This window comes from Acinetobacter sp. CAU_H_S170_2, assembly GCF_058890445.1.
Genome location: NZ_JBZYAE010000001.1, coordinates 2,895,958 through 2,921,168 on the forward strand (window position 1 = coordinate 2,895,958; position 25,211 = coordinate 2,921,168).

Genomic DNA, 25,211 nt, shown 5'->3' on the forward strand with positions numbered 1-25,211 from the left:
CTTTCAGCTAAAATCTGTTCAAAACATAATGACTAGGAATATGCATGCTGACCTATCCAAATATTGACCCCGTCGCAATAGCACTTGGCCCTTTACAAGTCCATTGGTACGGACTGATGTATTTATTGGCCTTTTTGTTTGCTTGGGGACTTGCAAGCTACCGCGCGAAAGAACGTGGTTGGACACCGGATATGGTCTCCGATTTGATCTTTTATGGTGCTTTAGGTGTGGTTATTGGTGGTCGTGTCGGTTACGTCTTCTTTTATGGCTTTGAGCAATTCCTTGCCAACCCTATTTGGCTATTCCAAGTCTGGACAGGCGGAATGAGTTTCCACGGCGGCTTCTTGGGTGTAATGCTTGCCATGCTGTTCTGGTGCAAGAAATACAAAATGACTTGGTTCCAAACCCTCGACTTTATTGCGCCATGTGTACCTACAGGGCTCATGTTTGGCCGTATTGGTAACTTCATTGGCGGAGAGCTTTATGGTCGTCCTGTTGCAGACCCAAACTTTGCACTGGGTATGATTTTCCCAACGGATCCGCTACAGCTAATTCGCCATCCCTCTCAGCTCTATCAGGCCTTTTTTGAAGGGTTATTGTTATTCATCGTACTGTGGTGGTTCAGTTCAAAGCCACGTCCTCGTATGGCGGTTTCAGCTTTATTCCTAATCGGTTATGGTATGGCCCGCTTCATCGTCGAGTTCTTCCGTGAGCCTGACAACGGACAGTTGTTTATCGCATGGATGAGTAAAGGCCAATTCCTCAGTCTGCCAATGATTTTGGTCGGCGTGTGGATGATGTGGTATGCCTATCAAAAGAAAATCTATGATTGGGGTCCACAAAAGAATAATGGCTAATCCGATGAGCGGATTAAATATTGGGGGCATCATTGCCCCCTTTTTTAGGACCAAATTATGCTAAAGTGACATATGTTTGGTTTTTAAATACATCACTCCCATGCTCGAATTTTGGTTTAATCCATCAATTTCTATTCTTAAAAAATTACTTATTTTTATCGCAATTGCTGTTGTAACAGGTGTGTTGTATTGGATGGAACCCCTGAGCCTCAATGCCATTTTAATGTTCTTGGGTACTGGGATTGTTTTTCTGATTTGTCGTTACTGCAAAATCCATTTTGCCGCCAAAAATCCTACAGGTTTTTTATATCGTCTACTGACTTGGATTCCGATTGCCCTACTCTTGGCGCTGATTTTTATGAATATTAAAGATGGTGAACTGTTGATTCCAGGTGCACAAGGGATTGGTTTTATGGCGCTGGGGATTTGCCTATTTTCCCCCCTATCCCTTTTGCATAGCAATACTCAGCCTGAGTCCAAATAAACCATGTTGAGCTTTTGGTATTCGGAACGCTGTAGCCGTGAAATTAAACTCATCATTTGTATTGCAACTTGTGTGATGATTGTTATCGCAGCACAAGTTCAACAGCTTGGCGCAATTTTTATTGGTTTGAGTCTAGGGATTGGCATTACAACGCATCTGCTGCGCGGTGCGCACTTGAAGATTGCTCAGGGCAATCCGTATCAGGAAGGCTTTTCGCGTTTGGTGGTTTTTCTACCCCTAATTGCCCTGATTTGTTTGCTCGGCTATCTACCCGCGCAAGATAAAATTGCGCTGGCGCTTCAGTGTATCGGCTTTAGTGGAATTGGTTTATTTTTAGTATCGATTCACGCACAGCGTGAAAAAAGAATTTAATCGGGATGCGGAGTTGCTCTACATCCCGTCAACATCTGCTTAATCCATTCGATAATAGCTGTAGTTCACATTTTGGTTACGGTAAACCGCATAACCACTTTGTTTAAAATCAGAAACCCAGCCATTGCCTGAATAAGCGGCAATATGTCCATAACGGTTTTTTGCAGTACGGTCGATAATATAAATATCGCCTTTTTTAGGTTGATCAAAAGATAAGTTGATTTTACGATAACCAATGCTGGTTAAGGTCTTACCCCAATCTGCCGCAGCCACAGGATGACTCTTGAAGCGTGCACCCGCAGACTCTAAGCCAATGCGAATACTTTTAGCACATTTTTGGGTACTGGTTTGACGGGTAATATTTCTTAAAAAGCCTGTAAATTTTTCAATATCCACACGCTGATGGTTACTAATAGCCCTTTCTCGTGCCTGCTTCGAGCTTAAAATATCCGAAGCGGTGACATTTCGCTCTGACTGAGAACGTATTATGATATTGGTTTGCGCAGGCGCATAGACGTCATTCATATTTACGTTTTGATCATAAGGCATACTAAAACCAACTCTCCTCCCAATCATTAGGGGTGTGCAACTTTTCGAGTTCGAAATACTAACCGCTCAGCATTGAACTTTCATGTCGTAAATGTAATATTTTTTTTCAAAATGCAACACAACCTTTCTAAAGTTTTCTTTTCTCTGTACTTTTTGAAACCTAAATTAACTAAAAAAATTTAATCCTTCACCAAGTGCCTATTCGCCTCAAGCTCAAATGTTTCAACATCAGCAATGAAGTCCTTAGATATGGAATGGATTGCCCATCTAAACGACTGCCTATTTAGATCCAATATAATTAAATTATTTCAGTTTAAATCCTGTACAAAACCACTTTCAAAGCACCGAAAATACATAAAAACAGTCCCGACAGCAGAAAATTGAAGCATAAAAAGACAGCGGGCAATGCGGCTAAGCCCTATGCTGCCAAAGTTCCATCCTTGCTAAAAAACAGCTAGAATGCGCATAAGCAATCACCCCCAACATATGAGAGAAATATGCGTCAATATTTGGCCCTTTTACAACACATCCTCGACAACGGTGGCGACAAAGGCGACCGTACTGGTACAGGAACGCGGTCTGTCTTTGGTCATCAAATGCGCTTTGATCTTTCTCAAGGCTTCCCTTTATTAACCACTAAAAAAGTACACTTTCGTTCAATCGTGATTGAACTATTGTGGTTCTTAAAAGGCGATACCAATGTGCAATATTTACAGGACAACAAAGTCAGTATTTGGGACGAATGGTCAACCGCAGAACAAACTGCGCGTTTTGGTCGCCCAGAAGGTGAACTGGGGCCTGTGTATGGTCATCAATGGCGTAATTTCGGTGCAACAAAAAAAGCCGACGGTTTGTATGAAAAAGATGGTTTTGACCAAATTGCTTGGTTAATCAATGAAATTAAAACCAATCCAAACTCACGCCGTCTGATTGTATCGGGTTGGAATCCACAAGAAGCTGGGCAAGTTGCTCTTCCTCCGTGCCACACTCTATTCCAGTTCTTTGTCCATAACGGCAAACTGTCTTGTCAGCTCTATCAGCGCAGTGCCGATGTATTTTTAGGTGTGCCTTTTAATATTGCCAGTTATGCGCTACTCACCCATATGATCGCGCAAGTCTGCGGTTTAGATGTGGGTGACTTTGTCTGGACGGGTGGCGATACGCATTTATATGCCAACCATTTTGAACAAGCGAAGCTTCAGTTAAGCCGTGAACCTTTAGGGCTGTGCCAACTGAAACTCAATCCAGCGGTTAATGATATTTTCGACTTTAAATTTGAAGATATCGAAATCGTGGGTTATGAATCACATCCCGGGATTAAAGCACCTGTCGCTGTTTAAAATCTTTTACAGAATAAATATCTACTATTCTTAAGCGAACTTAAAAAATCGTAACTATTTAATTTCCTATTTTATAGTTACAATAACTAAATCCCATTTTATTAAGTTAAAGTGGGATTTATTTTGCTTTGCGTTGTTTAAATTTGGCTTGGATTTTAGAGTTATGACTTTCAGTAATTATGAAGTAGTACATGTGGTTGCTATGGACAACCAACAATGTATTGGTAAAGATAACGATCTTCCTTGGCATATTTCAGCAGACTTAAAACACTTCAAAGAAATTACGCAAGGTGGCGTAATTATCATGGGGCGTAAAAATTTCGACTCAATTGGGCGTGCTTTACCTAAACGCGTGAACTGGGTAATTACTCGTAATCCAAACTGGAGTTTTGATGGAGTCAAAGTTGCTCATTCAATTGAGGAAGCTTTAGAAAATTCTATTAAAGACGTTCAATCTTCCGAGAAACCTACAACTATTTTTATCATAGGTGGCGGCGAAATATTTCAACAAACCATTGATATTGCAGACCGTTTAGAGTTAACACATATTAATATAGATGCTATGGGGGATGTCTTTTACCCTGCCATTCCAGCAGCATTTAAAAAAGTGGCGTCAGAACAACATATGGATGACAAAACTGGAATTGCTTTTGAGTTCGCAACCTATCAAAAATAAAGCATATTCTTTTTGCTAAAAGCACGATGCATAACATGATCAAAATAGAATTTTGGCGGGCACTGGGCTTTGGATTACTCCACATCCTGTTTAGTATTTTTGTCTTGTTCAGTTCAATTTGGCTGTGTTTTGCATTGTGGATTCAAGCGCCTTGGGGTTGGTTGGTCAGCCGTATTTTTATTGGGATCTGGATTGCTTTTGCGCTCAGCATTTTAGGCATCTATATCACCCAAAGCTTTTTTGGTCGTCGCCTCGATATCATCTTTTATCTCCTTAGCTTTTTACTGGCGTTGTCTTGGTATTTTAGTTTAGATGCTCGCCAAGACCGCGACTGGCAACCTGAAGTAGCAAAAATCTTGCATTATGAAAAACAAGGCGACCATGTCACCCTTCATAATGTCCGCAATTTCACATGGCACCCAGACGGCTCCTACACTGAACATTGGGATACCCGCTCTTTCAATCTGAATCAAATCACTGGGGTCAATATCATTACCTCATACTGGATGGGGCCGCAAATCGCACATACCTTGGTCAGTTTTGATTTTGCCAATACTGCACCACTGACCTTTTCCATTGAAATTCGCAAAGAGAAAAATGAAGAATTTTCAGCGATTGGTGGTTTTTTTAGAAAATATGAGCTGAGTTTAGTGGCCTCAGATGAGCATGATATTGTGTATACCCGTAGCAATATTCGTCATGAACAAGTCTATTTCTTTCCTGTTCGCCTCGGACAGGCTGAAGGTAAAGCACTGTTTGTAGAGTATTTACATAAGGCAGACGAGCTCGCCAAACATCCTAAGTGGTATAACACCCTCACCAGTAATTGCACCACCTTGGTGTTTGATATGGTTCAAGCCGTTTCACATGACGCTTTACCAACCGACTATCGTATTTTAGCTTCAGGTTATTTACCGAATTATCTGTATGACTTAGGCGCGATTAGTCCACAGTGGGATATGAAAACATGGTATCAAAAAGCCTATATCAACCCACGCGTAAGTAAAGAAATAGAGTTAACCAGTCGTGAGTATTCACAGCTTATTCGTCAGGGTTTACCCGTTGACCAAACACGCTAAAGTCTGCAACGAAAAGCTGCAAGTTAAAACTGGCAATCCAGGACAAAATTTGCTTTGATAGTTCAGACGATACATCAAAATAAGAATCTGATCCCATGTTAAAAAAACTGATTGCAAGCAGTCTTTTAGCGAGTAGCTTAATCATGACTGGCTGCCAAACGACACCACCGCCATCCGACACCATTGAAATGGCCAACATTCAACAGCTTCAGCAACGGACTTGGATTTTGACGCAAATTGGCAATACCGAAATTAAAACAGCACCCAATGAACGTAATATTCCAAGCCTTCAGTTTTCAGCTGATAACCGCATCAGTGGTGCAGATGGCTGTAACCGCATTATGGGCAGCTATACCGTCGGGCGCGATACGCTCACCTTGAGCCAGCTCGCAACCACCCGAATGGCCTGTATCAATAACAGTACTCTCCCGCAACAGTTCCAAGAAGCGCTGGCAAAAGTGACGCATTACCAAGTGTTTGGTAAAACTCTGAAACTGCTCGATCGACATGGCAACTTGCTGCTACAGTTTGGCTCTGCCATTCAACCACGTTAAATTATTTCTATAAAAAAGCCTGTAATCACAGGCTTTTTTAATCTGTAGCAGACAACATTGTACTGCACCAATCAGCCCTTATATAAACAGATATAAACACAATTAGGATTTTAAAATGCAACAAGCACTCTTTGGTGGTGGATGTTTTTGGTGTGTAGAAGCGGTTTATTTAGAGCTTCAGGGCATACTTAAAGTGACCAGTGGTTATGCAGGTGGAGATACCGACAACCCAACGTATGAAGATATTTGTCGTGGCGATACCAACCACGCCGAAGTTATTTTAATTGATTTTGATGAAACTCAAATCAGCTATGCTCAGCTGCTTGATGTGTTTTTTGCCACTCATGATCCTACAACACTCAACCGTCAAGGCAATGATGTCGGCACCCAGTATCGTTCAGTCATTTACTATTTTAATGATGCACAACGTGCTGATGCAGAGCAAGCGATTGACGACTTAAAAGCAGAAGGTATCGATATTGTGACCGAACTCAGCCCTGTACCGACGTTCTATTCGGCTGAAGACTATCACCAAAACTTTTACGCTCGTAACCCATCTCAAGGCTATTGCAACTTTGCCATTCCACCAAAACTGATGAAGCTGCGCTCTAAGTTTCAGGCTTTATTGAAAGACAGCAAATAACTCAATCATTCACCATAAAAAAAGCGACTTCAAGAGTCGCTTTTTTTTAACATCAACTTAGTTATCGCTTACGAAAGCAATATCCGCCAGTCCAGCTTCACTCGCACGAGACATAACTTGTGCGACCATATCGTAACGAGATTCTTTATCTGCACGAAGTTGAACCGTTGGCTTGGTTTCCAACTCACCCGCTTCATTAAAACGCGTTTGTAGTTCTTCCAAACTAATCACTTGATTATCCCAAGCCACTTCGCCTTTTGCATTAATACTCACCGTAATGGCTTTAGGTGGAGGATCTACAATATCAGCCGTCGTTTTTGGTAAAGTTAATGGAATTGATGGGTTGGCAACGGTCGCTGTCACCAAGAAGATGATCATCAAAACCAGCATAATATCGATCAGCGGAATGAGATTCATCTCATTCATGCCAGCATCGTTATCGTCACCCAATTGAAAAGCCATTAAGCTTGACCTCCAACTAAACCTTGTTGAGTCGCTTTACTTTCTACTGCCGCAGGTGCTGAGTCTTGTTGCAACATGGTATCAATGAGCAAGCCGTGTGCTTGGTCTTGAAGCTCATGTGCCAAAGTACGGTTTACACGTGCACAGATGTTATACGCTAACACAGCAGGAATCGCGACAGCTAAACCCAAACCCGTCATGATCAGTGCTTCACCTACAGGAGTTGCAACTTGCGCTAAGCCCGCTTGACCACTTTTACCAACAGCAACCAGGGCATGGAAAATCCCCCATACTGTACCGAACAAACCAACGAACGGTGCAAGCGATGCAATCGTACCTAGAACTGAAACACCTTTCTCAGCATTCGCTTTTTCAGCAGAAATTTGACGAAGGAGTGCTTGTTCTGCAACAGCTTTACGTTGTTCAAAGTTCAATACAGCAAACTTTGATTTTAACTTAGCTAAAGCTTGCGAAAGTTGAGCATAAGCTTGTTGTTTCAATTGACGTGTACCCATGATACGTAAAACAAAGATGGTCCACGTTGCAATCGACATTGCCAACAAGATGAAATACAGTGTTTTACTGACTGCATCAGCATGTTGCCAATAAACTGAAAAGTTCATACTCGAACTCCTGATAAAGTTAGCGTTTTGTATTCAATTCTAAATCAAATGGTTGCTCAGCCCGAATTGGGTAAGCCACACCATTTTCTTTATAAGGTTTAAATTTAGCGCCTTTGACAGCTCTTAAAATCTTTTCATCTAAAGCAGGCACACCACTTGAGCGCGTAATACGGGCATTCACAATCGCCCCTTTTTCATTCGCCTCAATCAGCACCACGACTCGACGGTTTTCACCTTGTAAATCTTGATTACTATAAACTGGTTTTGGAGAGCGGCTCCATTGCACACCTGAACCACCAATCGACACCGACCGCGGTGAAGTATCGGCAGGCTCAGCTTGAGTAACAGGTTTCGCTTGTTCTTGTTTCTCGACAGGCTTTTCGACTTTTTTCTCTGTAATCGTCGTAGTGACTGTCGGTTTTACTGGGGTTTCGGTTGGTTTAACAACCGGTTTAACCACTTCTGCTTTTTTAACTTGTTGAACCTTTTCTACCTTTTTCGGTGGGGTCGGTTGTGGTTTCTCCACAATCTTCACTTCCTTCGGCTTAGTCGGTTCCTTTTTCGGTTCTTCCTTCGGCTTAGGTGGTAGCGGTTTTGGTGGTTCTTGAATTTTAACGAAGCGAACCTTCAAGGGTTCTTTTTCAATCGGTTTGAGTTCAGGAGCTTTCATGTGGTTCACTGCCCACAATACGCCCATATGGCCCACGACAACCGCGATCAAAGCAGCAAGAACTTTCTTTTTCATCGGGTTGGGAGTCTGCATAGGAGAAATAACTGTTGAACTCATTAAAATCGGTGACCTAATTTAAGCGAAGTGGCCACTGGGTTGGTTTCCACTATAACGCTTATCGGTTAGTACAATAAAGTAGCGCAATGATAAATGAGAAGTGTTTTCATTTGCAACTATTAATTTGTCACTTTTTATGGTTTTTTCTAATCGTACTCAAACAAAAAAGGCATACTTAATGTATGCCTTTTTCAGTCTTGCTTGCAACCAATTTTTTATTGGAAAACGACTGTTTTGTTACCATCAACAATAATACGGTCTTCTAAGTGCCACTTCACTGCACGTGCCAAGACGTTACGTTCAACATCCTGACCCAATTCACGTAATTGATCAACCGTAAAGTCATGGTTCACGCGCTCTACATCTTGCTCAATGATCGGACCTTGATCCAGATCCGCAGTGACATAGTGCGCGGTTGCGCCAATAAGTTTTACACCTTTTTCATGCGCTTGCTTATATGGGTTTGCGCCAACAAAAGCAGGTAGGAAGGAGTGGTGAATGTTGATCACTTTCATTTCCCACTTCTCGACAAATGCTTCATCTAGAATTTGCATATAACGCGCAAGTACCAATAAATCATTGCCTTGCATTAATTCATCAATTTCAGCATAAGCTTCGCGTTTATTGTCCTTCGTTACAGGGACAACTTCAAACGGAATACCAAAGTTCTCAACCGCTTCACGTAAAGTTTCATGGTTAGAAATCACTTTGGTAATTTCGCACGGCAAACCACCACGCGCATGACGCCATAATAGCTCAAGTAAGGCGTGGTCTACTTTAGACACCAAAATCCCGACTTTTTTCACGTCGCTGACCAGCGCCAAACGCCATTGCATTTCATAACGCTCTGCTACATTTGCAGCAAAAGTTTGAGTAATGCTTTCTTTACGAGACTGTAAATTGTCTAGTTCAAACTCAACACGCATAAAGTAACGTCCGCCCTGAGCTTCAGTCGCGTATTGATCAAGCGCAGTAATATTCGCGCCTTGATGATACAAAAAGCTCGATACAGCTTGCACGATCCCTGGCTTATCTTCACAAGTAATCAGTAAACGTGCCGTGTTAGCAGTTGTCATATTCATGTCAGTTTAAATCAGTAAAATGAAAATCAAGCCGAGTATTCTAGCGCTTTTTACTCAGCTGTCAAAACACCTTATGGCTTATCATCCGATTTAAATGACGCCAAGCTCGAAAACAGTTCAGACGGCCCCATCGTATCCAACAACCGCTCATACGTCTCACGACTTTCACCACGCAAATAGGCCCCTTCTAAGAACACCATTTGACGCAGTGCCTGCCAAACCCACTTTTCTTCTAATGTATTGGAGTCAGTGATATGACCCGACATATAAAGGAAGTTGGTCCAGTTGGTCAGTACAATCCATAAATTGATAATCAGGGCTTCAATTTCTGACGACGTCATTTGCATCAGACCGGCATCAACAAAGGCCTGATAGATCTTTTGCCCTTGTTGCATCACCTGCCCTGCAAAACGTGGATACATCTTGCGGAAGTCTTCATTGTTTTCAACCAAATGATAGACATCACGGTGTAAAAAGCGATAAGCCCACAACTGGCTGCTTAGCACCTGAAAATAACGAATTTTATCATTAGCATCTAACAGACGGTCATCGGGCAAAGCCAGCATCTGTAGCGTTTCGCCTTGATACTGTTCCATGAGCTCTTTGATAATTTCACTTTTATTGCGAAAGTGATAATACAAATTGCCCGGGCTCATATTCAATTCAGCTGCAATATGATTGGTCGTAACAGAACGTTCTCCACGCTCGTTAAAAAGCTGCAAACTGAGTTGCAAAATACGTTCTTTGGTTTTCAACGTTTTAGTTTGAGACATCCTAAAATAACCATTCATTCAGAGCATTAGAAGACTAACACATAAAGTAACTTGACTAATTAGAGCAATTACTCTAAAAATTAAACATAAATTGAAATTTGAAATGGTAGTGCGGCATGAACAGTCAAACAAAAACAACTTCATTGACACCACATTCTTATGATATTCAGCACCTACATGATGTGCTTGAACAGCAAAAGCACGCTTATTTACGTTATCCATTGCCAACCGCAAAAGAGCGTATTGACCGTTTGGCACGACTTAAGCGTATCTTAGTTAAGTATCAAGATCAATTTGCAGAGGCAATTAATCAAGACTACGGCAACCGTTCCACCAGTGAAACCAAAATTGGGGAATTACTCACCTGCCTTGAACACATCAAATATTATAGCAAGCATTTAACCACGTGGATGAAACCCTCGAAACGTCACGTTTCCATCATTCACCAGCCGGCTAAAGCATGGGTGCAATATCAACCTTTAGGTGTGATCGGCATTATTACCCCATGGAACTATCCTCTATTACTCTCGATTGGACCCTTAATTTGTGCTTTGGCGGCAGGTAACCATGCCATGATCAAGATTTCTAGTTCATCGGGTAACTTTGGTCGCATCCTTGAAAAAGCGCTCTCTGAAGCCTTCCCTCAAGAATTAGTTTCCGTGACCAATGGCGGTGGTGCGATCTCGGATGCCTTTTGTCGTCTGGCTTTTGACAAACTGATTTTCACAGGTTCAACCAATGTCGGTAAAACCGTCATGTCTGCTGCGGCAGAGAACCTCGTTCCATTGATCCTCGAACTTGGCGGAAAATCACCAGTATTAGTACATCCTTCTATTCATTTACGGGATGTTGCACAGCGGATTGCTGCAGGTAAACTGTGGAATGCAGGTCAAACCTGTGTGGCACCTGACTATATGTTCTTGCCTAAAGGTAAAACTGCCGAGTTCATTGAACACTTCCGCGAGTGTGTGGAAGAGATGTATCCTGACATTCTGCATAATCCAGACTACACTTCAATTATTAATGACCGCCAATACAACCGCTTGCAAGGTTATCTTGAAAATGCACGTGAGCATGGAGCACAAGTGGTTGAAATCAACCCAGCCCATGAAACCTTCTCCAATACACGTAAAGTGCCCCCTACACTGTTAACTGGCGTCACGCCTGACATGCGTATTATGCAAGACGAAATCTTTGGACCACTGCTGCCGATCATGGAATATGATCAAATAGACGATGTTATCGAGTTTATTAATAGCCGTCCGCGTCCACTTGCATTATACTACTTCGACTTTGATCAGGCGCGTGCAGATTATGTTGCACAGCGTACTCATTCAGGGCATTTCGGACAAAACACGGTTTTGACCCATGTCGCACAAGACGATTTACCATTTGGTGGCGTTGGTGCATCAGGTATGGGGAAATATCATGGTCCAGAAGGTTTCTTCAGTTTGTCGCATGAACGGTCAGTGATGTCGAATCCCAAGTTATATAGCTTGAAATTCATTCTCCCACCGTTTAACAAACCAATTCACAAGTTGATTTCAAAGACCCTTCTTCGCTAAATGATCAAGGCATGACCTATCGCACGGGTTCATGCCTAGTTTTAATGAAAATCGCTTGTCTTTTAAGCGCATTTTTGGTATAAAACGCCCCTTGAATGATTTCATCCGTTTACTTAATAACTAGCGCACAATCGGTGCTGTCTAGCAATGGAGTTCACCATGTCTAAGGTTTGCCAAGTTACCGGCAAGCGTCCAGTCGTTGGCAACAACGTCTCGCACGCCAATAACAAAACCAAACGCCGGTTCGAGCCGAACCTGCATCACCACCGTTTCTGGTTAGAAAGCGAAAAACGTTTCGTACGTCTTCGTCTAACTACAAAAGGTATGCGTATTATCGACAAATTGGGTATCGAGAAGGTTGTTGCTGACCTACGTGCTCAAGGTCAAAAGATCTAAGGAGTCTGAACAATGCGTGATAAAATTCGCCTAGTTTCTACTGCTGGTACAGGTTATTTCTATACCACAACTAAGAACAAACGTACTATGCCGGAAAAAATGGAAATCAAAAAATTTGATCCAAAAATCCGTCAACACGTAATCTTCAAAGAAGCTAAAATTAAATAATTTTAGTTTTTTGGAAAAAACGACCTGCTTTAGGTCGTTTTTTTTTGCTTTTTTTTCGTTCGACTTGTTAAACTTTTAATCTCTTTTGGCACCTTTTGTGCTTTGCTTCTTTTTCACCCTTAACTTTTGCTTAAGGAGTTTTTAGTGCCTCATGACGTAGATCTCATTATATTACTTGCTGTCGGTTTTGGGCTCGCGCTCATTTTCGGCTATCTTGCCGTACGCTTACGCCTTCCCCCACTCATTGGTTATCTGATTGCGGGTATCATTATTAGTCCCAATACCCCGGGTATTGTCGCGGACATTCATCTAGCGAACCAATTGGCTGAACTTGGGGTCATGTTCCTCATGTTTGGTGTGGGCATGCATTTTTCCCTCAATGACTTATTACAAGTTCGACGCATTGCACTGCCTGGTGCTATTTTACAAATTGCTGTCGCGACCCTGCTCGGAATAGGCGTCAGTATGATCTGGGGTTGGAGTTTTGGCTCTGCCTTGGTCTTCGGCTTAAGCCTGTCCTGTGCCAGTACAGTGGTATTACTCAAAGCACTGGGAGACCGTGGTCTACTCAATTCGGTCAACGGTAAAATTGCCGTAGGTTGGCTCTTGGTTGAAGATCTGGTCATGGTCTTGGTGCTGGTACTCTTACCCGCTACAGCAGTGCTACTCGGTGGAGAGGCCCTTGCAGGCGGTGCTGATGATAACATTTGGCTTACCTTAGGCATCACCTTACTTAAAGTGGTAGGTTTCATCGCTTTTATGCTGATCATCGGGAAACGTCTTGTTCCAATGATCATGCAATTTGTTGCTCGACTTGGTTCACGTGAACTGTTTACCTTAACCGTGGTGGCTGCTGCGGTCTCAATCGCCTTTGGCGCGTACAAAATTTTCGGTGTTTCCATGGCACTGGGCGCTTTCTTTGCCGGGATGGTCGTTAAAGAGTCTGACTTTAGCCACCGCGCCGAAGAAGAAACTCTCCCTCTACGTGAAATTTTTGCCATTTTGTTCTTTGTTGCAGTGGGCATGTTATTTGACCCACGCATCTTAGTGGAACAACCTGTGCATGTGCTTGCAGTCGTTGCAATTATTATGATCGGCAAAACCATTGCCGCTATGGCACTGGTGCTCTTTTTTCGCTACCCCATCAATACGGCACTCACCGTCGGTGCTTCACTGGCACAAATTGGTGAGTTTTCCTTCATCTTAGCCACACTCGGGGTTTCACTTAAACTATTGTCCCTAGAAGGGCAAAACCTAATTTTGGCAGGAGCACTCATCTCCATCACCTTAAACAGTTTTGTGTTCTCCGCAATTGAGCCTGTACAACGCTGGATTCGTGAGCGCTCGCATCTAGCACGCTTACTGGAACGTAGTGGTGACCCATTGGCAATGCTACCTGATGAAGTTTCACAAGACTATTTACGTGATCAAGTGGTGATTGTTGGGCATGGTGAAGTTGGCCGTCGCATTACCAAACAATTGATGGCTGAAGACATTAAAGTAGTGATTGCGGAAGAAAACCGTGAAATTGTAGAAAACCTGCGTGAAAAAGGCATTGCGGCTGTTTCTGGGATGGCGACAGACCCTGGCGTACTGATTCAAGCCCATATTCAACATGCGCGCCTGTTGGTACTTTCCCCGATGGATATTTTAGATATTCATAAAATCGTGGATATTGCCAAAACCCTCAATCCTGAGATTCAGGTTTTGGTATGTGCGGAAAGCAAAGAAGAAGCCGAAGTGATTCGCCGCGATCAAATTGGTGAAGTTTATTTTGCAAAAGAGGAAATGGCGAAAAATATGAGCAATCATATTTTAAATCAAATTCAGATTGCACATCATCAAGCACCCACCCACTAACCAACCAACACTGGATACAAAAAACGCACTGTTCAGTGCGTTTTTTCTTATTCGGCTTAGCTGAAGAACTGTGGCTTTTCGTCCACCACTTCCGCTTGCCACTCGCCTACTTGTTTTTCAAGTAAGCCGTATAAAGCCGCTTGCACCATCTGCTGAGCAACGACTGTTGTCTGGTCGCCCAATAATGCTTTGAGCTCTTCATTAAACTGGATCGTGACTAAAGGCGCACTCTCCGAACCTGCGTTACGTAGTGCGAGCTCACCACCTTCAAGTTGAACCAATTCTAAAATGGCTTCTTGATTTCCAAATAATTCTTTCAATTGTTCTATAGACATATTTCCTCCATGTTCAACATGGTGGCAAAGGCAGTTGCACTTTGCTTCGCTTAGACTTATTGATATAAGGACAAATTTTCAAACTTCAAGCGCTGGTCATCGCTTTTAGAATTCAACCATCTCATTCCGAAAGCCATCGATCAACGCCGTTAAGTCTCGATGCCACTCACGTAAAATTTTGGTATCGGGTAACCATGCCTGAGGGGTTTGAGTTACTTTGATGATCAGATTCGATGAAGTTTCTGACTCAGGTTCAGGTGTACTCGGCTCTGGCGCATACTGACACAAGCGATAAGCACGTTTTAACTCGGCAATGAAACCTTCTTTCGACAGTTGTTGCATCACAGTCACTTCAGGCGAGACTTGGCCTTTAGCTGCCATATGCTCTTCTATGGACTTCAAGGTCGGGGTAAAGTCATTTAAGCGGTAGTAACGGACCAACTCTTGTAGAAACGCAAGCACCGCGCCATGCAAGTGAAACACAGCAGCCTCACGGTAAGCCTGAGCTTGTTGCACATGATCAATTTGTTCTGCTTGTTGACATGAAAGTCGAGCAAAGTAGAGTTTTTGGTTAGTGCGATCAGCATGGTAACGGGCAACACGAGTCATGAAGGGTGTTCCTAAGTTTTGGCGTTTATAACAATTCTAAGAGTAATCTTTCTATACAGCAGTGCATAATAAAAATTATGCATGATCTATTTCAATAAAATAAATCTTTCTTTTTGCTATGACAGGCATCGAAATATGGATTGGACGCACATTTGTGAGTACCCAAGCCCAATATCCCTCTTCCGAATATGATGCCATCGCCGAATCAAGCTCATCTTCTCTCCATGAGTGAATCGACTCAACATCAACCATAGCAACAGCATACCCCCAACTCTTCATCGTCCTCGTGGGTTAAATAGTGCTTATTTTCCACAATAATCAAATCTTTGAGCGGCCATTGCTCTAGTCGCCAAGAACGGATCTCTAAGGTTTTATTTCCTTGAGAAATTTGTCGTCCCATCGGTGCAACAATCGATAAAGCTGGATAGATTTTTTTCATTTTATCCCATAAAAAAGGAGCATCCATTGCTCCTTTTTTACTTATGCTTCTGGCTTCTCAGGCTTATCTTCCGCCTGTTTGACGCGAATACCAGTGCCATGTAAACGTAGTGTATTAAGACCTTTAATGGCTTTAATCGCTTCACGTGCATGCGGCATTTCAACAAAAGCAAAACCTTTCGATTTACCTGTTGCTGCATCAAGGATTAAATTACATGATGCAACTGTGCCATATTGCTTAAATAATTCAAGCAGTTCAGCTTCAGCCACTGTACGCTCTAAATTACGAACTAAAATTTTCATCTTACAACCTTCAAAAATAGGCAAAATCATCAAAAAGCAATCGCCTACGCTACTTTCTGAACATTGCACAACAAATACCACAATGTAATCTGTTTAGTTTAATCGAGATTAATCCCAAAATCTAAATTAATCGATTGGCGCTCAATTAAAGCACTCTTTACCGTTTGCTGACGAGGCTTATGATGGGTTTCCATGCTACACAAATTTCGGGTCAGATCATTTAAAAAGTAGCTTTCAACTTTACGCCCTTGCTCATCAATCACGTCTCGTGCCCATAGACTTAAATTTTGCTTGGTTAAAATCAGCTCATTCTGAGCACGGGTCAGTGCCACATATAAGACCCGACGCTCTTCTTCGACATCACTAAAATCACCTTGGGCACGTGCATGTGGATATTGCCCTGGGGTGACATTGACGACATAACAGACCTTTTGCTCTGTGCCTTTGGCCGAGTGAATGGTAATCAGGGTGACGACATCACTATCGGACTGGCGTTCGATTTCAGAAATCGACACAGGATCAAGCACATATTCCTCTAGAAACTCACTCAATTGGGTATGTTTAGAAGCCAATTGCTTCACCAGCTCAAAGTCACCTTGGCGTCGGTTCCAGTCTTTTTTATAATTTTCAGCCAATTGTGCTTCAATCGCTTGAATACCTAAACCGACGCAAGCCTGTACTTCCTGTTTCAGTACCGTCATTTGCTTCATGATCAGCACAGTTTCAGCAGGAATCCGTCCAAATTTTTCTAATTTATCAAAAATCAAATCAAACTCAGGCTCCAGTAAAAGTTGCTGAGCAAGACGGCTTGCACCGACATCTCCCACCCCATTCCACAAGGTAAGAAAACGCATCCATGCAATATCATCCAGAGGATTGGCAATCACGCGCAACAAGCTCAGTAAATCTTTCACATGCGCGGTTTCAAGCAGTTTCATGCCCCCAATAAAGCGATAGGGGACATTGGCTGCAATACATGCTGCCTCAATATGCCGTGCTGCAAAGCTAGAACGGACCAAAACCATATGATCCGACCATATACTGCCTTGTAAGTAATGGCGCTCTTTAATGTCGATCGCAATCCATTTTGCTTCATCAAACTCATTTGGGAAAATGTGCATGCGAGGCTTCACGCCCTCACCCCGATGAGCATCTAGGCGTTTGTTATATTGAATCTCAGATTGATCGAGCAGCCAATTTGAAAGGTCTAAAATTTCTTGGGTTGAACGATAGTTTTGCTCCAATTTAAACACCTGAGCATTCGGCACACGGTCTTTAAAATGGTGAATATTTTCAAAATCTGCCCCACGGAAACCATAAATCGACTGTGCATCATCACCCACGCAGAACAGGCTCACTTTGTCTTTAAGGGGCTCAAGCAAGGCCCACTGCAAAGGGTTGGTGTCCTGCATTTCATCGACCAGCATGTGTTTGCAGAGCGATGCCACATAGTCGGCTAAACCGTCTGACTGGTCGAGTGCTGAGGCCACGATCGCAAGAATATCGTCATAATCTAAAAAGCTACGGGCACGCTTACGTGTCTCGTACTCTTTCATGATTTCCGCAATTTGATCTTTAAAAGCCAAATGCTCAGGATGCTGTTTTTCTAAGGCATCACTCAGCTTCTGACGCGTATTTCGTGCAAAAGAATACAGATCACACAGTTCTTGCGGTTTAGGCAGCTGATTGGGATTTTTCTTATCATCTTTCCCACGAATCAGGCGGAACATCATCAGCTGATCATCACGATCAATAATTGAAAACTGCTCTAAACCAAAGGCTTTCGGTACACGGCGCAGCAGATACATACAAAAAGTATGAAAAGTAGAAGCACGCAGCCCTTTTGCCTGCTCACCTAAAGCCAGCTCCACTCGCGCCACGATCTCACTGGCTGAACGACGGGTAAAGGTTAAAATCTGAATTTGGTTGGCAGGAATCCCTTGATCAATTAGGTACGCCGCTCGTGCCACAATGGTTTTCGTCTTGCCACAGCCAGCCCCTGCGAGCACCAGACTGTGTTGCGACTCAGTCGTGGCAGCTTGTTTTTGTTGCGGGTTTAATTCATCAATTAGGCTGGCTAAACTCATAATCACTCATCAATTCGTGGATGCTACTAGTCTAACAAATCTATGACGTCAATATGAGGCTCCAGCAATGATTATCCATTTCTATCTAAAATACACCTTCAAATCTAGGGCTAAGACCTCATGCTCGAATCGCTTGCTGCCTCAAATATTTAAAATTAAGCTTGCTCAGTATGATTTAAAAGCAAAAGTCGAGTGATATCCTCACAACTGTTTTGCAAATTCTGTTCTGCATTTTTCAATGCTGTTGCTAAATCGCAGTCAGGTTCATTAATCGAAACAATTTGACTAAACCCTTCATCAAATAATGCCTCAATATCCTCCCCGACATGTCCAGCAAAGGCAATCACTGGTTTATTCAACTGCTTGGCTAACTGAGCCACCGCCCACGGCGTTTTGCCAAACTTGGTTTGGAAGTCGATACTGCCTTCACCCGTGAAAACATAATCGGCTTGCTTTATTTTCTCCGCCAGTTGAGTTTGCTCAATCACCCACTTCGCGCCAGACTGGAGCTTAGCGCCTGTAAAAGCCATCAAACCAAACCCTAACCCACCTGCGGCGCCTGCCCCTGCGACATTCCGTATCTGTAGATTAAGTTGTGTTTCCACCACATCCGCAAAGTGACTCAAACTTTGATCTAACTGCTCAACCATCTCTGCACTCGCCCCTTTTTGCGGACCAAACACATACGAAGCGCCTTGCATGCCACACAGCGGATTAGTGACATCGGAGGCAATCAAAACTTGAATCTTTTGCAAGCGTGGGTCTAAAGCCTGCATATCGATCTGTTCAATATCTCGTAAATGACCACCACCAACGGGCACGTCCCGCCCTTGTGCATCTAAAAACCTTATTCCAAGTGCTTGTGCCATGCCACTGCCTGCATCATTGGTGACACTGCCTCCAAGTGCCAAAATAATTTTGGACACGCCTAGATCCAATGCATGCCGAATCATTTGCCCCGTTCCCAAAGTCGTAGTCAGCAATGGATTTCGCTGTGCGGGCTCAAGCAGATGAATACCATTAGCTTTGGCCATTTCAATAACAGCCGTTTGCCCGCCATCAAATAAGCCCCAATACGTTTTCACTCGTTGTGATGGCAAGGGCCCCGTTACTTCACATTCGACTTTTTGGCCTGCTAAAGATGTTAATAAAGCATCGACTGTGCCTTCGCCGCCATCGGCCATGGGTACATGTATACATACAGTATCAGGGATTATATTTTGAATCCCGCGCTGCATCGCCACACAAGCCTGTTCTGCTGTCATACTTTCTTTAAAAGAATCAGGCGCTAAAATAAAAGTTGTCATCATCCATCATTTTTTAGAAAATTTAATTTATTAATAACACGATTGATAAATTTCCCGCCCGCATTTTTCTCTTTTCATTGTCCTTGGCACAGTTCGTTATCATTGAAGTTGAGTACATTTCGATAAAGTTAAAATAGCCTCAATGATTTTTTAATTTTAAACATAGAAGAGCTTTACTGTGCTGTCACCAAAACGACCACCTTAGTTCATTTGGTTTTAATGCATAAATTAAACAAAGTGCAAATCAATTAGCCGATAAAATCATCACTAAACATTCAACGCTCTTAAAAAAAATAGGTGATGTATGCAACGTATCAATTTGGGAAAAGCCGCACCTGAACTGTATAAAACAGTATTAGAACTCGAAAATTTATCCATGCAAAAAGTCCAACAAGCAGGTCTTGAGATTGGGTTTTCACACTTGCTGAAACTAAGAGCCTCACAGATTAACCAATGCGCGTTCTGTGTGCGTATGCATACACAAGATGCCATGAAAGCAGGTGAATCAATCGAACGGATTGCCCTCATCAGTGCATGGCAAGAAAATGGATATTTTTCCGAAAAAGAACGCGCTGCGCTAATTTTAATTGAAGAAATTACACTCATTGCCCAGCAGCATTTCCCCGATTCGGCGTATCAAGAAGCAGCAAAAACCTTATCCGATGCAGAAGTTGCCGCTATTGAATGGATCGCGATTGTGATTAACACGTGGAATCGTATTGCGATTTCAAGTCAATATGCCGTCAATCCATAAGCCTGCCATTCAGCTTTACACATGATATAAAGCACACGAAAAAAGGGAGCCTGCATGAGGCTCCCTTTATTTTTTAATCATGCTTTATTCAGATTGGCTTGCTGGTGGAATCTGCTTAATGGCTGCCGCTAGAGTCAGATAATTAATCCCTTGGAATAAAATATCAAAAGCAAGGAATAAGCCCAGCACCCAAAATGGAGCATCTGGTGTGGTTAAAATCATAATGCCCGCCAGCAGGGTTAAAACACCAGAAAAAAGTGTCCAGGCCCAACCTTGGAATGCTCGAAATAAGATTGCATTAAAGATACGAATGACCCCTGCAATAATCAGGAAAACCGCCAAAACACTGGTCAAAACAATGGCTGTTTTCACAGGTGTGCTAAATGCATAATACCCCGCAACCAAATACAACACACCAAACAGTGCCCATAACCAGCGAAAGCCACCCTCAAAAATTTTAAAGGCTGCGATGAAGTGTAGAACACCACCTATCATCATCAGCACGCCAAAGATAAACACTACGGATAAGGTGGCAAAAGGCAAAGCGGCCAAAAGAACGAAACCAAACAACACCAGTAAAATTCCTAAACCCAAATACCATTTACGATTTTCATGGAGTTGATGGCGAACTAAATCATTACCGACTGTTTTCATCTTCTTCTCAAGTTTGATTTTCGTTCACTTAGTTTTAACATGTTTTGCAGCGAACTTGTAGGCTTGTGTTTATCCACACAATCAATCCATGCTGTGGATAAACACAGCATTATCCACAGTTACTTTTTCCACCCAATTTCAATCGCAGTGATTTCATTCACCAATGTTTCATCAATCGATTCAGGCATTTTACTCTGTGTTTGTGAGGTTGGAATGTGCCCGGCCATTAATTCAGCTTTGGCTTGAGGGAACAGTGGTTGTTGATTTGGATAAGCATAACCCGCAGGATACATCGGCTGTCCTGTGGCTAAGTCGTATTTATCACTGGCACCAAAGGCATGTAAAAGTTCATGTGCAAGCACGACTTTGTTTTGTTCGGTTTGCTTGTTAGATGCAAATAAATTCACCGAACCGATGCGACCTTTTTGCAAAGCTGTCGAGTGTTTCAGCTCTTTGGTCAGTGCTGGGTCATAATAGTTCAAATACAAAGTAACAGTTGGTGCACCATCTGAACCTTGATGGTTTTTCCATGCATAATAACGGAACTTTAAACTCCACAAGACCGTATCCAATAAACTTGCCTGCTCAGGCACTTTCGGCGGTAGCTGTTTGAGTTCGCGCCCAAGTTGGAAATAAATCGCAATCGGTTGGCCGCGATATGTCGCCGACATCTGCTCTAAATAACCTTGTACCCCTTTTAAGTTCGCAGGCGTCAATTGCTGTATATATTGCTGAGTTGTGCCTTGCCCATCTGCATTAACTGGATGCAGTAATACAATAATGGGCTTGTTCCAATCTTGGTTCTGATCCCTGTAAGCATTCACAGCGACCACCAATAAAATCAGCAGCAAGATTAAAATACGAAGTTTTTTCCACATATTAAGAGACGCTCTGCTTTTTCATTTTTCTTAAATACATTTGGCTTCCATTCATTTTAGTCTCAAAAATACCTAAAGCTTTAACTAAACTAGATAATTTATCAAAACCATAGTTTCTGGTATCAAAATCAGGTTTCACAGCATTAATATAACCACCTACTAACCCTAAATACGCCCAGCCACTATCATCCGAATTATCTTTAACTGCTTTATAAATCAAATTTAAGGTTGCCCTATCAACTGTTTCTGGAATAATTCTTTCTTTGGGTTGGATTGCTGCTTTTTGATCAGTTGCTTTCAAGGTTTCTACTATTTTTTTGGCCGTAGATTCAGAAAGGAACTCATCTTCAATATTTTTAAGATCACTATCTGAAATTAAATTTTCTATATAAATGAATTTATCACAAGCTTTCTTAAAAGCCTCTGGAGTTTTCTTTTTCCCAAATCCATAAACACTTAAGCCATTTTCACGGATACGAGATGCTAAAGGGGTAAAATCACTATCGCTAGAAACGATACAAAAACCATCCAAGGCCCCAGCATAAAGTAAGTCCATCGCATCAATAATTAAAATCATATCTGTAGCATCTTTACCTTTTGTATAGGCAAACTGCTGAACTGGCGTGATTGCATGAGGTAAGAGAACCTCACGCCAATTTTTCAAAGTGTCGCTGCTCCAATCACCATACACACGCTTGACACTGGCAATACCATATTTAGCTACTTCTTCAAGTACTGATGGAATTGCACTAATAGATGAATTATCAGCATCAATTAGCACTGCAAATTTTTTTGTTTGTATTTCCACATACACCCCAAATATTATGATTATTTGAGAATCATTTTGACATAAAAAATGCCCACCAAAGTGAGCATTTCTTGATTATTTCTAAGCAATTAAAACTTAAGCTTCAACCCATTTTCCATCATTGAACACCAATGACCATTTGGTTTGCTTACCTTCAGGCGTTTCAGAACCAATATATTGCGCTTGATTCTTACGGCTAAATTTCACCAAAGTTGGATTCCCTTCAGGGTCAACATCAGGTGCTTGCAAAATAAACTGATACTTCGGATCGAGCTGATCGGCAACACTACGAAGTTCCGAAACTTTTGGTGCACGTGTTTCACGTACTTTCGGGAACTTACTTGCCGCCAAGAATAAACCAGCCGCCCCATCACGTAATACAAAAAAGTCATCATGCTTAGTTGAACGTAAATGTTCCATCTTAATCGGGTCTACACGCGGAGGTGCAGGCTGACCACTTTTTAAGACTTTACGCGTGTTATCACAGCTTGAGCAAGCAAAATAAGGACCAAAACGACCCGTCTTCAGCTGCATTTCCCCATCACACTTGTCACATGGAATGGTTGGGCCATCATAACCTTTGATTTTGAACTCACCTTCTTCAAGCTCAAAACCAGCACAGTCTGGGTTATTACCACAGACATGTAGCTTACGACCACCATCGATCACATAGCTGTCCATCGCAGTTTCACAGATTGGACAGCGTTTTTTCGACATCAAATCTGCTGTTTCTGCTGCGTCATCATCAGAAAGTGCGGCAAGTGATTCAACTGGTGTTAAGTTCAACGTGCCTTTACAACGCTCTTTCGGCGGTAAGTTATAGCCCGAACACCCTAAGAAGACACCTGTGGTTCCCGTACGAATCTGCATTGGACGGTCACATTCTTTACAATGAACCGCTTCCACCTCTACAGGTTGATTGCGGCGCATACCGCCTTCACCTTGCGCATTGGTCAGACGTTTTTTAAAGTCGCCATAGAAGCTGTCGAGCAATTCTTTCCAATTGCGTTCGCCATCAGCCACTTTATCGAGCTGACCTTCTAAGTCCGCGGTAAAGTCATAGTTCATGAGGTTATTGAAACTTTCATCTAAACGATCAGTAACAATCTCACCCATTTTTTCAGCAAATAAACGACGGTTTTCCAGTTTGACATAACCACGGTCTTGAATGGTCGAGATAATCGCCGCATAGGTCGATGGTCGACCAATGCCCTTTTTCTCAAGCTCTTTCACCAATGACGCTTCAGTAAAACGTGCAGGTGGCTTGGTAAAGTGTTGCGATGGATCTAATTTTTCAAGCGTCAGGATTTCACCCACTTTCACCGCAGGCAATAACACATCATCGTCCGACTTGTTTTGACCACGGACTTTAGTGAAACCGTCAAAGACTAAGGTGCGACCTTTGGCTTTAAGTTCAACACCGTTGGCATCCACTAAAATAGTCGATGACAAGTATTCTGCTGGTGTCATTTGACACGCGACGAATTGACGCCAGATCAAATCATACAAACGTTGTGCATCACGTTCCACACCCACCAAACTGTCGCCTTTTAACGCCACATTCGATGGACGAATCGCTTCGTGGGCTTCTTGTGCACCGGCTTTGTTACCATAGCGGTTCGGCTTAGCAGGCAGATATTTCGCACCAAACTCGGTATCAATATGATGACGTACCATATTCACCGCATCGTCACTCAAAAAGGTCGAGTCGGTACGCATATAGGTAATAAAACCCGCTTCATACAAACGCTGCGCCAACATCATGGTTTTCTTCACAGAAAAACCCAGACGTGTACTGGCTGCTTGTTGTAAAGTCGAGGTGATATACGGCGCGCTCGGATTCACCTTGGTCGGTTTATCTTCACGTGCTGAAACTTTGTAATCTGCGTCTTTAATGAGCTTTAGTAAAGCATCGGTATCGGCTTTATTACGTAGCTTTAAGGCTTTACCTGCTTGTTTGACGGCTTCTAAACGAATCTCATCGGTCTGCGACTTAGTGTCTGCAAAAACTTGCCAGTATTCTTCGGGAATAAACGCACGAATTTCACGCTCACGCTCAACCACCAGTTTAACTGCGACAGACTGAACACGACCTGCCGATAAACCACGAGCAATTTTTTCCCAAAGTAAGGGCGAAATCATAAAGCCGACGACGCGGTCTAAAAAGCGGCGTGCTTGTTGCGCATTAACTTTATCGATATCAAGGCGAGCTGGATGCTTGAATGCATCTTGGATGGCATTTTTGGTAATTTCATTGAACACCACACGTTGATAACGTGAGTCATCCCCACCAATCACTTCTTTTAAATGCCAAGCAATCGCTTCCCCTTCACGGTCCAAGTCCGTTGCGAGATAGACCTCGTCAACTTGCGAAGCAAGCTTTTTCAGTTCAGCAACCACATGCTCTTTGCCAGGAAGCACTTCATAATGTGCTTTCCAGTCATGCTCAGGATCAACCCCCATACGATTGACCAGTGCATTTTGTGCTTTTTCAGCTTTCTGAGCATCGGTCAGTTTGGTTCGTGTTGCTGGCTTCTTTTCTGCGGTCTTACTAGAACCACCTGTAGGTAAATCACGCACGTGACCCACAGATGACTTCACAATGTAATTCGAGCCTAAATATTTATTGATTGTTTTCGCTTTTGCAGGCGACTCCACAATCACTAAAGCACGCTTTTTCCCAGCCTCAGGAGAATCTGCTGTAGTACTTTTGGATGTGGACCGAGGAGCTTTCGCCATATTAACCGTTAATCCTGTTTCAATGGGTC

28 protein-coding genes and 1 pseudogene are annotated in these 25,211 nt (G+C 42.7%); 13 read left to right on the forward strand and 16 right to left on the reverse strand.

Features of this window, described 5'->3' with window-relative positions; translation table 11 throughout:
- Nucleotides 1-44: 44 nt before the first annotated feature.
- The 3 genes from lgt (at nucleotide 45) to AC5EUN_RS14210 (ending at nucleotide 1,713) form a co-directional block, all read left to right on the forward strand.
- Entirely contained in the window at nucleotides 45-857 is an 813-nt protein-coding gene (gene lgt, locus AC5EUN_RS14200) for a prolipoprotein diacylglyceryl transferase (protein WP_159153372.1), read from the forward strand.
- A 100-nt stretch (nucleotides 858-957) separates the two neighbouring features.
- Nucleotides 958-1,341, forward strand: a complete 384-nt coding sequence (locus AC5EUN_RS14205) for an AzlD domain-containing protein (protein WP_125280825.1) — start codon at nucleotides 958-960, stop codon at nucleotides 1,339-1,341.
- Between the two features lie 3 nt (nucleotides 1,342-1,344).
- The gene (locus AC5EUN_RS14210) at nucleotides 1,345-1,713 is read left to right on the forward strand and encodes a hypothetical protein (RefSeq protein WP_062035003.1); all 369 of its coding nucleotides are present in this window, start codon (nucleotides 1,345-1,347) and stop codon (nucleotides 1,711-1,713) included.
- 39 nt (nucleotides 1,714-1,752) lie between these two features.
- On the opposite strand, the gene AC5EUN_RS14215 is transcribed toward AC5EUN_RS14210, so the two are convergent.
- Nucleotides 1,753-2,262, reverse strand: a complete 510-nt coding sequence (locus AC5EUN_RS14215; RefSeq protein WP_010325875.1) for a hypothetical protein — start codon at nucleotides 2,260-2,262, stop codon at nucleotides 1,753-1,755.
- A gap of 497 nt (nucleotides 2,263-2,759) precedes the next feature.
- Between AC5EUN_RS14215 and thyA the strand changes: the two genes are divergently transcribed.
- From thyA to msrA, 5 genes are all read left to right on the forward strand, one after another.
- A complete protein-coding gene (thyA, locus tag AC5EUN_RS14220; RefSeq protein ID WP_148826757.1) occupies nucleotides 2,760-3,602 on the forward strand; it encodes a thymidylate synthase in 843 nt (280 codons plus the stop codon).
- Between the two features lie 163 nt (nucleotides 3,603-3,765).
- The gene (locus AC5EUN_RS14225) at nucleotides 3,766-4,278 is read left to right on the forward strand and encodes a dihydrofolate reductase (protein WP_159153374.1); all 513 of its coding nucleotides are present in this window, start codon (nucleotides 3,766-3,768) and stop codon (nucleotides 4,276-4,278) included.
- Nucleotides 4,279-4,304: 26 nt separating this feature from the next.
- The gene (locus AC5EUN_RS14230) at nucleotides 4,305-5,357 is read left to right on the forward strand and encodes an Lnb N-terminal periplasmic domain-containing protein (protein ID WP_159153375.1); all 1,053 of its coding nucleotides are present in this window, start codon (nucleotides 4,305-4,307) and stop codon (nucleotides 5,355-5,357) included.
- 95 nt (nucleotides 5,358-5,452) lie between these two features.
- The gene (locus tag AC5EUN_RS14235) at nucleotides 5,453-5,911 is read left to right on the forward strand and encodes an META domain-containing protein (protein ID WP_062035009.1); all 459 of its coding nucleotides are present in this window, start codon (nucleotides 5,453-5,455) and stop codon (nucleotides 5,909-5,911) included.
- Between the two features lie 115 nt (nucleotides 5,912-6,026).
- Nucleotides 6,027-6,554 carry a peptide-methionine (S)-S-oxide reductase MsrA gene (msrA, locus tag AC5EUN_RS14240; RefSeq protein ID WP_159153376.1) on the forward strand — a complete coding sequence of 176 codons (528 nt, stop codon included), beginning with the start codon at nucleotides 6,027-6,029 and terminating at the stop codon, nucleotides 6,552-6,554.
- 57 nt (nucleotides 6,555-6,611) lie between these two features.
- Here the strand turns inward: msrA and AC5EUN_RS14245 are convergent, their stop codons facing one another.
- The 5 genes from AC5EUN_RS14245 to AC5EUN_RS14265 form a co-directional block, all read right to left on the reverse strand.
- Nucleotides 6,612-7,016, reverse strand: a complete 405-nt coding sequence (locus AC5EUN_RS14245; RefSeq protein WP_004692473.1) for an ExbD/TolR family protein — start codon at nucleotides 7,014-7,016, stop codon at nucleotides 6,612-6,614.
- Nucleotides 7,016-7,639, reverse strand: coding sequence for a MotA/TolQ/ExbB proton channel family protein (locus AC5EUN_RS14250; protein ID WP_004692475.1), 624 nt, complete (start codon nucleotides 7,637-7,639; stop codon nucleotides 7,016-7,018). The genes AC5EUN_RS14245 and AC5EUN_RS14250 overlap by 1 nt, the downstream gene beginning before the upstream one ends.
- Before the next feature lie 19 nt (nucleotides 7,640-7,658).
- Entirely contained in the window at nucleotides 7,659-8,426 is a 768-nt protein-coding gene (locus AC5EUN_RS14255; RefSeq protein ID WP_178896049.1) for an energy transducer TonB, read from the reverse strand.
- Nucleotides 8,427-8,641: 215 nt separating this feature from the next.
- The gene (gene purU, locus AC5EUN_RS14260; protein ID WP_004692478.1) at nucleotides 8,642-9,508 is read right to left on the reverse strand and encodes a formyltetrahydrofolate deformylase; all 867 of its coding nucleotides are present in this window, start codon (nucleotides 9,506-9,508) and stop codon (nucleotides 8,642-8,644) included.
- A 71-nt stretch (nucleotides 9,509-9,579) separates the two neighbouring features.
- Entirely contained in the window at nucleotides 9,580-10,281 is a 702-nt protein-coding gene (locus AC5EUN_RS14265; protein WP_005400842.1) for a TetR/AcrR family transcriptional regulator, read from the reverse strand.
- Nucleotides 10,282-10,397: 116 nt separating this feature from the next.
- On the opposite strand from AC5EUN_RS14265, the gene AC5EUN_RS14270 reads away from it, so the two are divergent.
- The 4 genes from AC5EUN_RS14270 to AC5EUN_RS14285 all read left to right on the forward strand — a co-directional run bounded on the left by AC5EUN_RS14270 (nucleotide 10,398) and on the right by AC5EUN_RS14285 (nucleotide 14,270).
- Nucleotides 10,398-11,846, forward strand: coding sequence for a coniferyl aldehyde dehydrogenase (locus AC5EUN_RS14270; protein WP_159153378.1), 1,449 nt, complete (start codon nucleotides 10,398-10,400; stop codon nucleotides 11,844-11,846).
- A gap of 159 nt (nucleotides 11,847-12,005) precedes the next feature.
- Nucleotides 12,006-12,242, forward strand: a complete 237-nt coding sequence (rpmB, locus tag AC5EUN_RS14275) for a 50S ribosomal protein L28 (protein ID WP_000048256.1) — start codon at nucleotides 12,006-12,008, stop codon at nucleotides 12,240-12,242.
- A 12-nt stretch (nucleotides 12,243-12,254) separates the two neighbouring features.
- On the forward strand, nucleotides 12,255-12,410 hold the full coding sequence (gene rpmG / locus AC5EUN_RS14280) for a 50S ribosomal protein L33 (protein ID WP_003654787.1): 156 nt from the start codon (nucleotides 12,255-12,257) through the stop codon (nucleotides 12,408-12,410).
- Between the two features lie 144 nt (nucleotides 12,411-12,554).
- Nucleotides 12,555-14,270, forward strand: a complete 1,716-nt coding sequence (locus tag AC5EUN_RS14285) for a cation:proton antiporter (RefSeq protein ID WP_159153379.1) — start codon at nucleotides 12,555-12,557, stop codon at nucleotides 14,268-14,270.
- A gap of 56 nt (nucleotides 14,271-14,326) precedes the next feature.
- Here the strand turns inward: AC5EUN_RS14285 and AC5EUN_RS14290 are convergent, their stop codons facing one another.
- The 6 genes and pseudogenes from AC5EUN_RS14290 to AC5EUN_RS14315 all read right to left on the reverse strand — a co-directional run bounded on the left by AC5EUN_RS14290 (nucleotide 14,327) and on the right by AC5EUN_RS14315 (nucleotide 19,352).
- Nucleotides 14,327-14,605, reverse strand: coding sequence for a hypothetical protein (locus AC5EUN_RS14290; protein ID WP_004692486.1), 279 nt, complete (start codon nucleotides 14,603-14,605; stop codon nucleotides 14,327-14,329).
- A gap of 105 nt (nucleotides 14,606-14,710) precedes the next feature.
- Nucleotides 14,711-15,214, reverse strand: coding sequence for a DUF6586 family protein (locus AC5EUN_RS14295; protein ID WP_004978994.1), 504 nt, complete (start codon nucleotides 15,212-15,214; stop codon nucleotides 14,711-14,713).
- A 75-nt stretch (nucleotides 15,215-15,289) separates the two neighbouring features.
- Nucleotides 15,290-15,653 (reverse strand): annotated as a pseudogene (locus AC5EUN_RS14300) (ASCH domain-containing protein).
- Nucleotides 15,654-15,694: 41 nt separating this feature from the next.
- Entirely contained in the window at nucleotides 15,695-15,955 is a 261-nt protein-coding gene (locus AC5EUN_RS14305; RefSeq protein WP_004692489.1) for an RNA recognition motif domain-containing protein, read from the reverse strand.
- Between the two features lie 98 nt (nucleotides 15,956-16,053).
- On the reverse strand, nucleotides 16,054-18,042 hold the full coding sequence (locus AC5EUN_RS14310; protein WP_159153380.1) for an ATP-dependent helicase: 1,989 nt from the start codon (nucleotides 18,040-18,042) through the stop codon (nucleotides 16,054-16,056).
- A gap of 155 nt (nucleotides 18,043-18,197) precedes the next feature.
- Nucleotides 18,198-19,352, reverse strand: a complete 1,155-nt coding sequence (locus tag AC5EUN_RS14315) for a glycerate kinase family protein (protein WP_171519363.1) — start codon at nucleotides 19,350-19,352, stop codon at nucleotides 18,198-18,200.
- 301 nt (nucleotides 19,353-19,653) lie between these two features.
- On the opposite strand from AC5EUN_RS14315, the gene AC5EUN_RS14320 reads away from it, so the two are divergent.
- Nucleotides 19,654-20,103, forward strand: a complete 450-nt coding sequence (locus AC5EUN_RS14320) for a carboxymuconolactone decarboxylase family protein (protein WP_148826765.1) — start codon at nucleotides 19,654-19,656, stop codon at nucleotides 20,101-20,103.
- A gap of 84 nt (nucleotides 20,104-20,187) precedes the next feature.
- Here the strand turns inward: AC5EUN_RS14320 and AC5EUN_RS14325 are convergent, their stop codons facing one another.
- The 4 genes from AC5EUN_RS14325 to topA form a co-directional block, all read right to left on the reverse strand.
- Nucleotides 20,188-20,757, reverse strand: a complete 570-nt coding sequence (locus AC5EUN_RS14325) for an HdeD family acid-resistance protein (RefSeq protein ID WP_148826766.1) — start codon at nucleotides 20,755-20,757, stop codon at nucleotides 20,188-20,190.
- A gap of 119 nt (nucleotides 20,758-20,876) precedes the next feature.
- On the reverse strand, nucleotides 20,877-21,635 hold the full coding sequence (locus AC5EUN_RS14330) for a hypothetical protein (RefSeq protein WP_159153381.1): 759 nt from the start codon (nucleotides 21,633-21,635) through the stop codon (nucleotides 20,877-20,879).
- Between the two features lies 1 nt (nucleotide 21,636).
- Complete coding sequence (locus AC5EUN_RS14335; RefSeq protein WP_159153382.1) at nucleotides 21,637-22,443, reverse strand: NYN domain-containing protein; 807 nt, start codon at nucleotides 22,441-22,443, stop codon at nucleotides 21,637-21,639.
- Between the two features lie 96 nt (nucleotides 22,444-22,539).
- A complete protein-coding gene (topA, locus tag AC5EUN_RS14340) occupies nucleotides 22,540-25,182 on the reverse strand; it encodes a type I DNA topoisomerase (protein WP_159153383.1) in 2,643 nt (880 codons plus the stop codon).
- Nucleotides 25,183-25,211: the final 29 nt, after the last annotated feature.